10 protein-coding genes and 2 rRNA genes (1 of these 12 only partly in view) are annotated in these 15,051 nt (G+C 72.2%); all 12 read right to left on the bottom strand.

The window, feature by feature from the left end:
* Positions 1–6: 6 nt before the first annotated feature.
* Complete coding sequence (locus ACQPZA_RS13350; RefSeq protein WP_433280936.1) at positions 7–639, bottom strand: NUDIX domain-containing protein; 633 nt, start codon at positions 637–639, stop codon at positions 7–9.
* Entirely contained in the window at positions 636–2,351 is a 1,716-nt protein-coding gene (locus ACQPZA_RS13345) for a CTP synthase (protein ID WP_433280933.1), read from the bottom strand. Before ACQPZA_RS13345 ends, ACQPZA_RS13350 begins: the two co-directional genes overlap by 4 nt.
* A 152-nt stretch (positions 2,352–2,503) precedes the next feature.
* Complete coding sequence (locus tag ACQPZA_RS13340) at positions 2,504–3,424, bottom strand: copper transporter (RefSeq protein ID WP_433280931.1); 921 nt, start codon at positions 3,422–3,424, stop codon at positions 2,504–2,506.
* Entirely contained in the window at positions 3,421–4,605 is a 1,185-nt protein-coding gene (steA, locus tag ACQPZA_RS13335; RefSeq protein ID WP_433280929.1) for a putative cytokinetic ring protein SteA, read from the bottom strand. The genes ACQPZA_RS13340 and steA overlap by 4 nt, the downstream gene beginning before the upstream one ends.
* Before the next feature lie 140 nt (positions 4,606–4,745).
* Positions 4,746–6,569, bottom strand: a complete 1,824-nt coding sequence (recN, locus tag ACQPZA_RS13330; RefSeq protein ID WP_433280926.1) for a DNA repair protein RecN — start codon at positions 6,567–6,569, stop codon at positions 4,746–4,748.
* Positions 6,570–6,603: 34 nt separating this feature from the next.
* Entirely contained in the window at positions 6,604–7,518 is a 915-nt protein-coding gene (locus ACQPZA_RS13325) for an NAD kinase (protein WP_169396685.1), read from the bottom strand.
* Positions 7,515–8,306 carry a TlyA family RNA methyltransferase gene (locus ACQPZA_RS13320; protein ID WP_433282805.1) on the bottom strand — a complete coding sequence of 264 codons (792 nt, stop codon included), beginning with the start codon at positions 8,304–8,306 and terminating at the stop codon, positions 7,515–7,517. The genes ACQPZA_RS13325 and ACQPZA_RS13320 overlap by 4 nt, the downstream gene beginning before the upstream one ends.
* 2 nt (positions 8,307–8,308) lie before the next feature.
* The gene (locus ACQPZA_RS13315) at positions 8,309–8,491 is read right to left on the bottom strand and encodes a hypothetical protein (RefSeq protein WP_169396684.1); all 183 of its coding nucleotides are present in this window, start codon (positions 8,489–8,491) and stop codon (positions 8,309–8,311) included.
* Positions 8,488–9,603, bottom strand: coding sequence for an HAD-IIA family hydrolase (locus ACQPZA_RS13310; protein WP_433280924.1), 1,116 nt, complete (start codon positions 9,601–9,603; stop codon positions 8,488–8,490). Before ACQPZA_RS13310 ends, ACQPZA_RS13315 begins: the two co-directional genes overlap by 4 nt.
* Complete coding sequence (locus ACQPZA_RS13305; protein ID WP_433280922.1) at positions 9,600–11,204, bottom strand: hypothetical protein; 1,605 nt, start codon at positions 11,202–11,204, stop codon at positions 9,600–9,602. Before ACQPZA_RS13305 ends, ACQPZA_RS13310 begins: the two co-directional genes overlap by 4 nt.
* Before the next feature lie 1,722 nt (positions 11,205–12,926).
* A 5S ribosomal RNA gene (rrf, locus tag ACQPZA_RS13300) occupies positions 12,927–13,043 on the bottom strand.
* A gap of 107 nt (positions 13,044–13,150) precedes the next feature.
* Positions 13,151–15,051: ribosomal RNA gene (locus tag ACQPZA_RS13295) — 23S ribosomal RNA — on the bottom strand; it runs 1,214 nt beyond the window's last position.

Raw genomic sequence — 15,051 nt, 5'->3', positions numbered from 1 at the left:
CGGGCGCTACTTCCGGCGCGCCCGTTCGGCGAACCGCGTCGGCCGGTCCGGCCACGCCGCGTCGGCAGGCCGCGCTGCAGTCGGCGCTCCGGAGAGGACGTGCGCCGCGAGCACCCCCGCCACCGTCGCCGCGTTGACGATCGTGCCCGACAGCACCATCCGCACCGCGACGGACAGCGAGACCCAGCGCGTGGTGAGGTCGGACTCCTCGTCGTCGCCCAGGTCCGGGCGGCCCACCTCGGTGATGCCGCGCGCGAGGTAGATGCGCACCGACTCGTCGGAGAACCCGGGGGACGGCACCACGTCGAGCAGCGTGGACCAGTCGGCGGCGACCAGCCCGGCCTCCTCAGCGAGCTCCCGCTTCGCCGTCTCGAGCGGGTCCTCCCCGTCGACGTCGAGCAGCCCGGCAGGCAGTTCCCACAGCCGCCGCCGCACCGCGTGGCGGTACTGGTGGATCACCATCAGCCGGTCGTCGGCGTCCAGGGCCGCGATCGCGACTGCTCCCGGATGCTCCAGGATCTCCCGGACGGCCACCTTCCCGCCCGGCATCACCACCTCGTCGGAGCGCAGGGCCATCACCGCACCGGCGTAGATGTCCGTGCTGGCCTTTACGGGGAAGTCGTGGCGGGGAGCGCTCATGACGCCGCCCCGTTGACCGCCGCCGCCGCGCGTTCCCGGGGCGGTAACTCCACCGGCAGCCGGTCGGCGGCCCGGTAGTCGAGGGCGGCCCGCACGAAGGCGCTGAACAACGGGTGCGGACGGGTCGGGCGGCTCTTGAGCTCCGGGTGGGCCTGGGTCCCGACGAAGAACGGGTGCTTCTCCGCCGGTAGCTCGACGAACTCCACCAGCGTGCCGTCGGGCGACGTGCCCCCGAACACCAGCCCGGCCTCCTCCAGCCGCTTGCGGTAGGCGTTGTTGACCTCGTAGCGGTGCCGGTGCCGCTCGGACACCTCACGGGTCCCGTACGCCTTCGACACGACCGTGCCGGCACCGAGGACGGCCGGGTAGGCGCCGAGCCGCATCGTGCCGCCCATGTCACGCTCGCCGGCGACGACGTCGCGCTGGTCGGCCATCGTGGAGATCACCGGGTGCGGGGTGCGCTCGTCGAACTCGCTGGAGTTGGCGTCCCCGAGGTTCGCGAGCGACCGCGCCGCCTCGATCACCATGCACTGCAGCCCGAGGCACAGCCCGAGCGTCGGGATGCCGCGGGTGCGGGCGTGCCGGACGGCGCCGAGCTTGCCCTCGATGCCGCGCACCCCGAAACCGCCGGGGATCAGCACCCCGTCCATGCCCTCCAGCGCGGCCGCCGCCCCCGCGGAGGTGCGGCACTCGTCGGACTGGACCCACACGATCTCGACACGGGCCCGGTGGGCGAACCCACCTGCCCGCAGCGCCTCGGTGACCGACAGGTAGGCGTCCGGCAGGTCGACGTACTTGCCGACCAGCGCGATACGCGCCGTCTCGTCGGGGTGGTGCACGCGGTCGAGCAGGTCGCCCCAGACCGTCCAGTCGACGTCGCGGAAGGGCAGGGAGAGCCGCCGCACCACGTAGGCGTCGAGCCCCTCGCGGTGCAGCACGCGGGGGATGTCGTAGATCGACGGGGCGTCCGGCGCGGCGACGACACCGTCGGTCTCCACGTCGCACATGAGGCTGATCTTGCGCTTCATCTCGTCCGGGATCTCCCGGTCGGCACGCAGCACGAGCGCGTCGGGCTGGATACCGATGTTACGCAGCGCCGCGACCGAGTGCTGCGTCGGCTTGGTCTTCAGCTCGCCCGACGGCGCGAGGTAGGGCACCAGTGACACGTGCAGGAAGAAGCAGTTGTCCCGCCCGACGTCGTGGCGGACCTGGCGCACCGCCTCCAGGAACGGCAGCGACTCGATGTCGCCCACCGTGCCACCGACCTCGGTGATCACGACGTCGGGAGTGGTCCCGTCGTCGTCGGGTTCGCCCATCGCGAGGATGCGGTCCTTGATCTCGTTGGTGATGTGCGGGATGACCTGCACGGTGTCGCCGAGGTACTCACCACGGCGCTCCTTCGCGATCACCGACGAGTAGACCTGGCCGGTGGTGACGTTCGCGTTGCCGTGCAGGTTGCGGTCGAGGAAACGTTCGTAGTGGCCGATGTCGAGGTCGGTCTCGGCGCCGTCCTCGGTGACGAACACCTCGCCGTGCTGGAACGGGTTCATGGTGCCGGGATCCACGTTCAGATAGGGATCCAGCTTCTGCATGATCACCCGCAGCCCGCGGGACGTGAGCAGTTGTCCGAGGCTCGAAGCCGTCAGACCCTTACCCAGCGAGGACGCGACCCCGCCGGTGACGAACAGATGACGCGTCGCGCGTGGGTGCACGGGGTTTCAGGGTACATAGGACGACGGGGACCGGCCGCCCCCACCCGCGTGTTGTGCGGCTACCCGCCCGATTGAGCCCGCTGTCGCAGCAGAAACGGTGACGGACGGCTCACGTCCGGCCCCCCTGCGTGGCCGATCGCTGCTCCGAACGGTCACGCGGCCGGGGCCACCCCGTCCGCCGCCGACATCGCGGTGCCGTAGCGCCCGGCGCGCCCGTCGAGCTGCTCGCGCAGGGCCAGCACCGCCGACACCTGACCGGCGCCCGTCTGCACGTCGTCGACCGTGGAGAGGGACGCGGTGACGTTCGGGTCGGCCCGGGCCACCCCCACCGCACCCATGGCGTCGGCCGAACCGGTGCGCCCGGCCAGCACGGCCCCACCGCCCGCCCGGTCGAGCTGCGCAGCCAGGCGCGCCGTGACGGCCGCGGCGTCGGCGCCGTCTACGCCGGGAACGGCGCCGCCGGTGAGCACGAGCACGAGGTCGGCGGGCCGGGGCCGCTCCCCGGGGGAGACGAACCCGGCCGACGTGAGCCCGGTGAGCACCGCGTCGGCCTGCTCCGGGGAGACCTGCCCGGACGAGGCCAGCACGACGCCGCCGAGCAGGCCGCCCACCAGGCTGCCGGTGTCGGACGCCGCGGGCAGCTGCGCCCCGGTGGGCAGCAGCTGGGAGGTGAGCTCGCGGAGCTGGTCGGCGCGGGCGGGGTCGCCGACGGCGTCGGTCAGGGCGATCTCGCCGGTCACGGTGGCACCGGCCGGATCGAGCAGGGCACGCACGGCGTCCCGGTCGCCCTGGTCGGCTCCCGCGGTGACCAGCACGACCGAGCGGCCCTGCAGCAGCCCCCGGACCGCTGCCGGCCCCGTGCGCCGCGCGAACTCGTCGGAACCGCGCTGCGCGGCGGCCAGCGCGTCGCGTTGGGCCGTGAGGGTCTGCACCTGACCGCCGAGGTCGTCGGCCCGGGTGGCGACGGCCGAGAGCAACCGGTCGGACACGCCGCCGGCGCCCAGGACGACACCGATCGCCAGCGCGAGGAACACCGCGGTGATCGATATCGCGTGGTAGCGCAGCGAGATCATCGGAACAGACCCCTGACCTGCCCCACGAGCGTGGCCCAGACCTGGGACAGCCAGAGCAGCACCGCGTCACCCGCGTCCGACACCAGCAGCGCGGTGACCACGGCCACCACCGCCGCCGCGATCATCAGCAGCACCGCTCCCGAGGAGATCCGGCTGCGGTAGAGGGTGGCGATCACGCGACCGTCGACGAGGGTGCCGCCGAGCTGCAGGCGGGTGAGGAACGTGGACGCGATGCTTCCCGAGCGCCCACGGTCGAGGAACTCGGCCATGCTCGCCGACAGCCCCACCGTGACCACGAGCGACGCGCCGTGGTGGGCGGCGATCAGCAGCGCGAGGTCCTCGGGGTTGGCGGAGCTCGGGAACGTGACCGCGCCCGTCCCGAGGTCCTGCACGCGGTGCAGCCCCGGCGCGTGGCCGTCGGAGAAGGCCGGCACCACGACGTCGGCGCCGGACGTCAGTGCCTCGTTGGACACCTCGCCGGGGTCGCCGACGATGAGGTGCGGCTGGTACCCGGCCGAGAGGAGGGCGTCGGCACCCGCGCCGACACCCACCAGCACCGGCTTGTACTCGCGGATGTAGTGCTTGAGCCGGGCGAGCTCCGCCGCGTGGTCGAAGCCCGCGGCGACCACGAGCACCTGCCGGTCGGCCAGGTCGACATCGACGTCGGGGACACCGGCACCGTCCAGCAGCATCGCGCGCTCGCGCCGCATGAACTCGATGGTGTTGGCGGCGAACGCCTCGAGCTGGTGGGTGAGCCCGGACTTGGCCTCCACCATGGCGTCGGCCACGGTGTCGGCGGTCTGCTCGACCCCGTCGGCCAGGTGCAGATCCCCGGCGTAGACGGCACCGTCGAGCAGCCGGATCCGGCTGCCGTCCTTGATCGCGTGCAGCGCCTCGGCACCGACGTTGTCCACCAGCGTGATGCCGGCGTCGATGAGCACCTCGGGCCCGAGGTTCGGGAACCGCCCGGAGATCGACGGGGAGGCGTTGACGACGGCGCTCACCTCGGCCGCGACGAGGGCGTCGGCTGTGGCGCGGTCGAGGTCGACCTGGTCGAGCACGGCGATCTCGCCCTGCTTGATGCGACGGAGCAGACCGTCGGTTCGCCGATCGACCCGCGCGACACCGGACAGCCCCGGCAGCTCGGGCCGCGAGCGGTGCAGCAGACCGGACAACTTCATTCCAGGCACCCGCCTTCCATGAACGCACTGTGGCATCTGGGCCTGGTGATACGAGGAAGGCACGCCGGGAGGAACCCCGACCGTCCACCTTCCGACGGGTGGCTCCACCCCAGGTGGCGGGGTGAGGTCAGGCGCGACTTTCAGGCGCGGCTGGGCGCCTTCTTGCGGTTCCGGGGCGTGGCCGCGTCGGTGGCTGCGCCGTGGGGACGGGCCCGATCGGCCTCACGGTGGGCCCGGGCGGCTCCCAGCAGCTCCTCGGCGTGGGCACGACCGGTGTCGGTGTCGTCGAGCCCGGCCAGCATCCGCGCGAGCTCGACGATGCGGTCGCTCTCGGCCAGCGTGCGCACCCGGCTGCGGGTGGGGCCGGAGCCGTTGCGCACCGTCTTGTCGACCACCAGATGCCGGTCGGCGTACGCCGCGACCTGAGGCAGGTGGGTCACCACGATCACCTGGTGGCGCGCCGCGAGGCGGGCCAGCCGGCGCCCGATCTCGACTGCGGCGCGGCCCCCGACACCCGCGTCCACCTCGTCGAACACCATCGTGGGAACGGGGTCGGCCCCGGCGAGCGCCACCTCCAGCGCCAGCATCACGCGCGAGAGCTCACCACCGGATGCGCCCTTGTGCAGCGGCAGCGGAGTGGCACCGGCGTGGGCGACCAGCCGCAGCTCCACCTCGTCGACGCCGTCGGTGCCGGCCACGAGGGTGGCGCCGCCGACCCGCAGTGCATCGGCGGCCCCCGGTCCGGCCTCGCGGGGAAACACCTCCACGAGCAGCCGCGCGTCCTGCATCGCCAGGCCGCCCAGCTCCGCCGTGGTGTCGGCGGCCAGGCGGGCGGCGGCTTCGGTGCGGGCCGCCGTGACGGCCGCCGCGTGCTCGGCCAGCTCGACGCCCAGCTCGTCGCGGCGGGCGGCGAGTGCGGCGAGGGCCTCGTCGGAGGTGTCGAGCCCGGCCAGCCGTTCCCTCGCGGCGTCGGCCCAGGCGAGCACGCCGTCGATGTCGGCCGCGTACTTGCGGGTGAGCGCCTTGAGCTCGGCCTGCCGCGTGAGCACCTCCGACAGCCGTTCCGGGTCGGCGTCGAGGCGGTCGAGGTAGCCGGTGAGCTCCGTGCCGACGTCGCCGAGCAGCGCGAGCACCTCCCCCAGCCGCGCGTCCAGCGCGGTGAGGTCGGGGTCGCCTGCGCCGGCGAGCCGGTGGCGCGCATCGCCGATCAACGCGAGCGCACCGGGGGTGTCCAGGTCGCCGTCCTCCGGACCCACCAGCGCCAGCTGGGCACTGGACGCGACCTCGCGCAGGTCGTCGGCCGCGGACAGACGGTGGGCCAGGTCGACCAGCTCCACGTCCTCACCCGGCCGCGGATCGACCGCCGTGATCTCCGTGAGGCCGTGGCGCAGCAGGTCGGCCTCCTGCGCGAGCCGGCGTGCGCCGTCGCGCCGCTCGACGAGCTCGGCCGCCACCCGCTGCCACTCCGCGCGGACGGCGCGGTAGCGCTCCAACGGCAGGCCGACCCCGTCGCCGGCGAACCGGTCGAGCAGGGCCCGCTGCTCAGCGGGGCGCAGGAGCCGCAGCTGGTCGTTCTGACCGTGGACGGCCAGCGTGGCCTCCGCGAGCCGCGACAGCACCCCGACCGGCACCGAGCGCCCGCCCAGATGGGCCCGGGACCGGCCGTCGGCACCCACGGTGCGCACCGCGATGAGCGTGCCGTCGTCGTCGGCGTCGGCGCCCACCTCGTCGGCCACCTTCATCGCCGCCGGGTCGGCACTGAAGCGACCCTCCACGACGGCGCGCCGCGCACCCTCGGCGACGCGCGAGGACTCCGCGCGGCCGCCCCCAAGCAACGACAGCCCCGTGACGACCATGGTCTTGCCCGCGCCGGTCTCACCGGTGAGCACCGTGAGCCCGGGATCCAGTTCGAGCGTAGCGTCGTCGATCACGCCGAGGCCCTGGATCCGCATCTCGGCCAACATGGGGCGAAGCGTACGGCGCCGAACCGACAACGCCTCAGTTGCCGGACTGCGGCGCGCCCCGCCATCCCCGAACGGGCAGGTCGAACTTGCGCACCAGCCGGTCGGCGAAGGGCTGCCCGTCCAGCCGGACCATCCGCACCGGGGTGGCGCTGCGGGCGAGCTCCACCCGCGCTCCGGGCGGCAGCGCCACGGTGCGCCGTCCGTCGCAGTCGAGCACCGCGGGCGGCCCCGACGGGTCGACCTCGATGGCCACCTCGCTGTCCGGGGCGATCACCATCGGCCGGGCGAACAGCGCGTGTGCGTTGCTCGGCACCAGCAGCAGCGCCTCGACCTGCGGCCACACCAGCGGGCCACCCGCGGAGAACGCGTAGGCGGTGGACCCCGTCGGCGTCGCGCAGAGCACGCCGTCGCACCCGAACGCGGAGACCGGCCGGCCGTCCACCTCGAGCACCACCTCGAGGATCCGTTCCCTGCTGACCTTCTCGACGGTCGCCTCGTTGAGCGCCCACGTGCGGGCGAGCACGTGCCCGTCGAGGCGCGCGACGGCGTCGAGCGTCATGCGTTCCTCGACGCAGTAACCGCCCTCCACGATGGCGTCGAGCGCCTCGTCGAGCGACTCCTCCTCGGCCTCGGCCAGGAAGCCGACCCGCCCGAGGTTCACCCCGAGCAGCGGCACCCCCACCGGCCGGGCCATCTCCGCGGCCCGCAGCAGCGTGCCGTCCCCGCCCAGCACGAGCACCACCTCGGCGGTCTCGGCGCACCCGGGACGGCCGTCGACGATCCGCGGGGCGAGCGGAGCAGGCAGGTCGCCGTTCTGGACCTCGGCCCACTCCTCCCCCAGCACGCGCAACCGGATGCCGGAGGCGGCGAGCCGGTGTGCCACCGCCGCCGCCGTGCGCCGGTTGGTCTCCCGCCCGGAGTGCAGGACGACCAGAACCTCCCGTGTCACGGGCCCTCCTCGATCGCCGCGGCCAGCACCGCGTCCCCGGCGTCGACGCCGTGGCGGGACAGCCGCAGAAAGAACTCGACATTGCCGGACGGGCCGGGCAGCGGGCTCGCCACCGCCCCCAGCAGGACCAGCCCCGACGCCCGCGCCGCGGTGGTGACCTCGGTGAGCGCATCGAGCCGCAGGCCAGCGTCGCGGACCACCCCGCCCGAGCCGAGCCGCTGGCGGCCCACCTCGAACTGCGGCTTGACCATCGGCAACAGCTCACCGTCCTCGCGGGTGCACGCGATGAGCGCAGGGAGCACGGTACGCAGCGAGATGAACGACAGGTCGGCGACGACCAGGTCGACCGGTCCGCCGATCGCCGACGGTTCCAGAGCACGCACGTTGGTGCGGTCGTGCACGTGGACCCGCTCATCGCTGCGCAGCCGCCACACGAGCTGCCCGTAGCCCACGTCGACCGCCACGACCTCGGCGGCCCCGCGGTCGAGCAGCACGTCGGTGAACCCGCCGGTCGACGCGCCCGCGTCGAGGCAGCGCCGCCCCGTGACGTCCACGCCGAACGCGTCCAGGGCGCCGATCAGTTTGTGGGCGCCGCGGGAGGCCCACTCACGTTCGTCGGTCTGCGTGACCGTCACCGGGGTGTCCCGGTCGACGACGGTGGCGGCCTTGCCCGCCGGTACCCCGCGGACCGCGACCCGCCCCTGCTCGATCAGCTCTCCGGCCTGCTGCCGGGAGCGGGCGAGGCCCCGGCGCACCATCTCGGCGTCGAGGCGAGCTCGGGTGACCACCGTCACGCAGCGCCGGAGGTTCCCGCAGCGAGCGCCTCGCCCAGCGCGGCGTGCACGCGCTCGAACACCTCCACGTGCTCGGCGAGCGGCCGGTCGCCCAGCGCGTCGAGACCCGCCATCGCGCGGGAGACGATCTCCTGCGGATCCGCTGGTACCGGTGGGGGCCCCGGCCTGGGGACGGTCATGAATGCGCTCCCGCGTTGTCGGTCCCGGTGGGACGGCGCGCTCCGTCGGCCAGGGATGGCGCACCGTCCACACCACCCACGGTAGCCGAGGATGCGTCGGCCCCGGCGAGCCCGAGAGCCCGCAGGGCACGCGCGGCATCCGGGCCGTCGGCCGTCACTACAGCGGGTCCGCCGCCCGCGCCCCAGTGCACCGAGCACAGCGTGCGGAGCGCGTCGAGCGGGTCCGTGCCCCCGTCCGCCGTGAGCGTCAGCGCGCCGTGGCCGGTGACACGCGCGCCCCAGCCGGGCCGCACTCCGGGGGCGAGCTCCTCGGGAGCCCGGGTGAGCGCTCCCAGGTCGGCGTCGACGTAGTCGGGCCGCAGCGCGGGCGGCACGGCGAGCAGCTCCGCCGGGTCGGAGACACCGGTCAGGACGAGCAGGGTGGGCAGGCCGGCCGCGCGCCCACCCTCCACGTCGCTGTCGAGCCGGTCGCCCACCATCAGGGCGGCCTTCGCCCCGGTGCGCTCCACCGCGCTGTACAACAGCCCGGGAGCAGGCTTCCCCGCCACCTGCGGCTCCCGCCCGGTGGCGACCCGCAGCACCGAGACCATGGCCCCGTTGCCGGGCAGCAGACCACGTTCGGTCGGCAGCGTGGAGTCGAGGTTGCACGCGACCCACACGGCCCCGGCCCGGAGCGCGACCGATGCCTCGGCCAGCAGCCGCCACCCGGTGTCCGGGCTGTGGCCCTGCACCACCGCCACGGCGTCCTCCGCGCGTTCGGTCACGGCCAGCCCGACGCCGACGACCTCGGCGGCCAGGGCGTCGGTGCCGACGACGAGCACCCGCGACCCGGCCGGGAGCTGCTTCGCGAGCATCGCCGCCGCCGCCTGCGAGCTGGTGACCACGTCCCCGTCACCGGCCGGGTAGCCGAGCTCGGCCAGGTGGGCCGCCACGTCCGACGGCCGCCGGGAGGCGTTGTTCGTGACGTAGCTGGTGGGCACACCGCGCTCCCGGGCGGCCTTCACGGCCTCCACCGCCCCGGGCACGGCGAGCTGCCCGCGGTACAGCGTGCCGTCCAGGTCGGCGAGTACGACGTCGTGCTTGCTCAGCAGATCGGTGGCGCTGTCGGTCACGACCGTGCATCCCCTCTCGGCGCGGTCGGATCCCCGCGCACCTCGGCATCGGCACCCGCGGCAGGAGTGCCGGCGGCCTCGCCGATCGTGGCGTCGCCGCTGCCGTCCGCCGCCGTGTCGTCCGTCACGACCTCGGTGCCTGCGGCCTCGGCATCACCAGCCACAGCGTCACCGTCGGGGGCGTCATTCCCTGCGGTTGGCGTGGCAGCGCCGGTCTCGGCGCCGTCGTCATCCCCGACCTTCTCGGTCGGAGCGTCGTGGCCCACGACCTCAGGGTGCGTGGCCTCGACGGCGGCGTCGCTCACGGGGGCGTCCGCGGTGTCGTCGACCGCGTCCGTCGGACCGTCCGGGACATCGGCATCCGCACCGGGACGGTCGGAGGCCGGCTCCCCGGACTCGTCGGCGACGTCCCCGCCGGCCGGGAGGTCGGTCAGGTCCTCCGGGCCGAACTCGACGTCGTCCTCCGGAAGCAGGGGCTCCCCGGTGAGCTCGGCGATGCGGATCTCGGCGTCCGTCTCGCCGTCGGCGTCGGCGTTGGCGGCGTGGACGAACCACTCCAGCGCATCCGACTCCCGACCGGCCGCGAGGAGGTTGTCCGCGTGGGCGTAGAAGAGCCGGCTGCTCCACGGCTCGCGCCGCGCCGGGTCCAGCTCCGGCACCTGCAAGCCGATCACGGCGGCGTCGAACTCGCCCAGGTCGCGCCGCGCACCTGCGGCCACGATGAGGAGCTCGATGGCCTCGGCCCGGCCCAGCTCGCGGACCTCGGGCCCGCGGCTCAGGTCGAGCGCGCGTTCCGGACGACCCAGTGCGCGTTCGATGTCGGCCATCACCGCGAGGTGCCCAGGTCCCCCGCCCATCCGGCGGGCGGCCCGCAGCTCACTCAGCGCCTCCGCCCATTCACCGGCGTGGTAGGCCGCGATGCCCGCGGCCTCCCGCACCACGGCGATCCGGGAAGCGCGGGTGCGCGCGAACCGCGCGTGCTCGAGAGCAAGTTCGGGATCGTCGTCGACGAGCATTCCCGCGGCCACGAGGTGGCGCGCCACGCTGTCGGCGGTGTCCTTCTGCAGGCCACGCAGGTCCCGGCGCACCTCGGGGTCGAGGCCCGCGGTGGTGATGTCGTCGCTGAGCGGCGGCTCGGCGACCCGCGCGACGGGCACGCCCTCGGTCGGGCGGGAGCGGCCCGAGCGCTCGGAGGATCGGCCACCACCGGCGGCGCCGGCTCTGGGCCCCCCGCTCCTGGCCCCGGCGCCACGGCCGTAGCTGCTCGCACCACGGTCACGCGCCGGTCCGCGGTCGCCCGACCGGTCGCCGCGCCCGCGCGCGTCACCGGACGGCCGGTCACTGCGGGCACTCGGGCGGCGCTCGCTGCTGCGGTCCTGGGAACCGGACGGCCGCTCATTTCCGACGCTCGACCGGCGCTCGGCGCCTTGGTCCTCGGAACCCGACTGCTGCTCATCACCGACGCTCGACCGGTGGTCGGTGCCACCGTCGCTGCCGGCGCCCGCCGGGCGGTCACCGCTGCGGTCGTCGCCGTCCTCCGCAGCCGCCGACCGGGCAGCGGGCCGCTCCGCGTCCTGTCGCTCCGTGGGCGCAGCGCTCACCGACTCGTCGGTCCGGGTGCTGCGCTCGTCGCCGCGGTCGGTACTGCCGTGCTCCCAAGCGGCACTCGGCCGGTCGTCCTGCCGACTCGAGGTGGGGCCACTCCCCCTGGTCCCCGGCCGGTCGCTCCTGCTCTCCGAGCGGTCGTCCCTCGAGCGCTCCGCGCTCTTGTCGTACGGACGGCCGGCACTGCGGCCGCCGGAGTCGGCTGCGCGGTAGCCACCGCGGCCGCCCCGGTCGTCCCCGCGGTATCCACCGCGGTCGTCTCCGCGATAACCGCCACGGTCATCAATCCGGGAGGCACCACGGTCGCCGCCGGCGGCACTGCCACCGCGATAACCGCCACGATCGTCGCTGCGCTGGCCGCCCTTGTCGTCGCGCCGATACCCGGCCCGGTCGCCACCCGAGCTGCCGCCGCGATAACCACCGCGGTCATCCGCACGGGATCCACCGGCATTCCCGCGATAACCACCGCGGTCGCCACGCTCGTCCGCGCGAGAACCACTGCGGTCACCACCGGTGTTTCCGCCGCGATAACCGCCCCGGTCACCACCGGTGTTTCCGCGGTAGCCGCCGCGATATTCGCCGCGGTCGCTCCCGGGACCGCCGCGGTCGCCGCCGGTGTCCCTGCCGCGGTCCGACCCGGCCTTCCCGCGGAAATCGCTGCCGCGAGACTCGCTCCCCCGGAAATCACTGCCCCGGAAATCGCTGCGTCCACTCTCACCGCCGCGGCTCGCACCGGTATTGCCGCGGTATCCACCGCGGTCTCCCCGGTCGTCTCTGCGGTAGCCACCCGAGCTCCCGCGGTTCCCGCCGCGGTCGTCCCCGCTGCGATCTCCGCCGGCGCCGCGATAGCCACCCCGGTCCCCGCGGTCGTCCCCGCGGGCCCGGCCCTGGTAGCCACCGCGGTCGTCACCGGTCGACCGCTCGTACCGCGGGGTGCCGCTCCCGCGCTCATCCCGGTCACGGCTCCACGGCGCTGCCCCCGCACCGCGGTCCTCCCGGTTCCCACCGCGCGGGGAGTCGGACGGCCGCTGCCCGCCAGATCGCCGCTCGGACCAGCCGCTACCGCTCCTGGGGCGGTCCTCGGACCAGCCTCGGCGATCCGCGCCCCCGGTCCGGTCGGCGCCGGTCCGGTCACCACGGCTGCCGCGGTAGCGGTCGCCTCCCGAAGCCTCGTCGCGGCGCGGGTACGAGCTGCGGTCCGCGTCGGACCGCCGGCCGCCCGCACCGCCGGAGCGGGGCCTGTCGGATCCCTCGGATCCCCGGTCGTACCTGCTGTTCCCCTGGTAGCCGGACCGGCCCCGATCACCGGAACGGTCGGTGCCACGCCTGTCATCCCGGGCACGGTCGTCCCGCCGTGCCGCGTCCCGGCCGGAGCCCCCGGCACCACGTGCCGGTGCTCCTGTGCCCCCGTACGACTCGCTGCGGGGCCGGTAGCCCCGGTCGGACTCCCGGGACCCACCACCGGACCAGCCCGAGCCGACGCGGCCGCCGGCTCCTCCTGCACGTGCGTCACGACGGCCGCGTTCCGCACCGCGACGCTCATCACCGCGCTCCGGGCGGTCTCCACGGGCACGTGTCTGTCGGCTGTCGGGTCCCCTGGCGCCGTCGCGATCATCTCGTCGCGGGCGGTTATCGCCGGAACCATCCGCGATACTCACCTGCAGAGGATACAAAAAAGTGGGCCCCCGCCAGACGGCGGGGGCCCACAAACAGTTTGATGTCGGCGGCGACCTACTCTCCCACACCCTAACGAGTGCAGTACCATCGGCGCTGGAGGGCTTAGCTTCCGGGTTCGGGATGGGACCGGGCGTTTCCCCTCCGCCAAAACCACCGACAACACTATCAAATTATGGCCCAACCATAGTGGATGCGAGACAATCGCACCCCGACCACACATGTGTTTGTGTGTTCAGGGTCGCACAGTGGATGCAAACAACTCGTCATGAACAAGCCCTCGGCCTATTAGTACCAGTCAACTCCACCCCTCACAGGGCTTCCATCTCTGGCCTATCAACCCAGTGGTCTGCTGGGGGCCTTAACCACGCAAGGTGGTGGGAGACCTCATCTTGGAACGAGCTTCCCGCTTAGATGCCTTCAGCGGTTATCCCTTCCGAACATAGCCAACCAGCCGTGCCCCTGGCGGGACAACTGGCACACCAGAGGTTCGTCCGTCCCGGTCCTCTCGTACTAGGGACAGCCTTCCTCAAGTCTCCTGCGCGCGCGGCGGATAGGGACCGAACTGTCTCACGACGTTCTAAACCCAGCTCGCGTACCGCTTTAATGGGCGAACAGCCCAACCCTTGGGACCTACTCCAGCCCCAGGATGCGACGAGCCGACATCGAGGTGCCAAACCATGCCGTCGATATGGACTCTTGGGCAAGATCAGCCTGTTATCCCCGGGGTACCTTTTATCCGTTGAGCGACACCCCTTCCACCAGGTGGTGCCGGATCACTAGTCCCGACTTTCGTCCCTGCTCGACCTGTCAGTCTCGCAGTCAAGCTCCCTTGTGCACTTACACTCAACACCTGATTGCCAACCAGGCTGAGGGAACCTTTGGGCGCCTCCGTTACATTTTGGGAGGCAACCGCCCCAGTTAAACTACCCACCAGGCACTGTCCCTGAACCAGATCATGGCCCGAGGTTGAGACACCCAATTCGACCAGAGTGGTATTTCAACAACGACTCCACAACCACTGGCGTGGCCGCTTCACAGTCTCCCACCTATCCTACACAAGCCGAACCGAGCACCAATACCAAGCTATAGTAAAGGTCCCGGGGTCTTTCCGTCCTGCCGCGCGTAACGAGCATCTTTACTCGTAGTGCAATTTCGCCGAGTCTGTGGTCGAGACAGCGCCCAAGTCGTTACGCCATTCGTGCAGGTCGGAACTTACCCGACAAGGAATTTCGCTACCTTAGGATGGTTATAGTTACCACCGCCGTTTACTGGCGCTTAAATTCTCCGCTTCGCCCCCAAAGGGACTAACAGGTCCTCTTAACGTTCCAGCACCGGGCAGGCGTCAGTCCGTATACATCGTCTTGCGACTTCGCACGGACCTGTGTTTTTAGTAAACAGTCGCTTGGGCCTGGTCTCTGCGGCCGCCCAGCCCTAGCCCGCGAAGGGCTTCAAACCAGACGGCCCTCCTTCTCCCGAAGTTACGGAGGTATTTTGCCGAGTTCCTTAACCACAGTTCACTCGATCGCCTTGGTATTCTCTACCTGACCACCTGTGTCGGTTTAGGGTACGGGCCACAACAGCACTCGCTAGAGGCTTTTCTCGGCAGCATGGGATCATCCTACTTCGCCTCAATCGGCTACGCGTCACCTCTCACCCTTCACGACATCCGGATTTGCCTAGATGTCGGGCTACAGGCTTACACCAGTACTACCATTCACTGGCGGGACTACCCTCCTGCGTCACCCCATCGCTTGCCTACTACCGGATCGGGCCCCACGCTCCCCCAACAAACCAACCCGAAGGCCAGTAAGCGGGTTCGGATGGTTAGCATCACCGGCCTCAGCACGGACGCACTGTCACGGGCACGGGAATATCAACCCGTTGTCCATCGACTACGCCTGTCGGCCTCGCCTTAGGTCCCGGCTCACCCTGGGCGGATTAACCTGGCCCAGGAACCCTTGGTCATTCGGCGGCAGAGGTTCTCACTCTGCATTCGCTACTCATGCCTGCATTCTCACTCGCACACCCTCCACGACTCGATCACTCGGCCGCTTCACCGGATGCACGACGCTCCCCTACCCAACACCACGACTACACCCCATCCCGAAGAACAAGGCGGATCTCATGTGGCATTGCCACGGCTTCGGCGGTGCGCTTGAGCCCCGC

This window comes from Pseudonocardia xinjiangensis (assembly GCF_050948425.1).
Classification (GTDB): Bacteria; Actinomycetota; Actinomycetes; order Mycobacteriales; family Pseudonocardiaceae; genus Pseudonocardia; species Pseudonocardia xinjiangensis.
This window is presented reverse-complemented; position numbering and strand designations above follow the sequence as displayed.

Coding starts and splice junctions, on each gene's coding strand:
- ACQPZA_RS13340 (WP_433280931.1), bottom strand. CDS start 3,424: ATGATCTCGCTGCGCTACCACGCGATATCGATCACCGCGGTGTTCCTC.
- recN (WP_433280926.1), bottom strand. CDS start 6,569: ATGTTGGCCGAGATGCGGATCCAGGGCCTCGGCGTGATCGACGACGCT.
- ACQPZA_RS13315 (WP_169396684.1), bottom strand. CDS start 8,491: ATGACCGTCCCCAGGCCGGGGCCCCCACCGGTACCAGCGGATCCGCAG.
- ACQPZA_RS13350 (WP_433280936.1), bottom strand. CDS start 639: ATGAGCGCTCCCCGCCACGACTTCCCCGTAAAGGCCAGCACGGACATC.
- steA (WP_433280929.1), bottom strand. CDS start 4,605: ATGAAGTTGTCCGGTCTGCTGCACCGCTCGCGGCCCGAGCTGCCGGGG.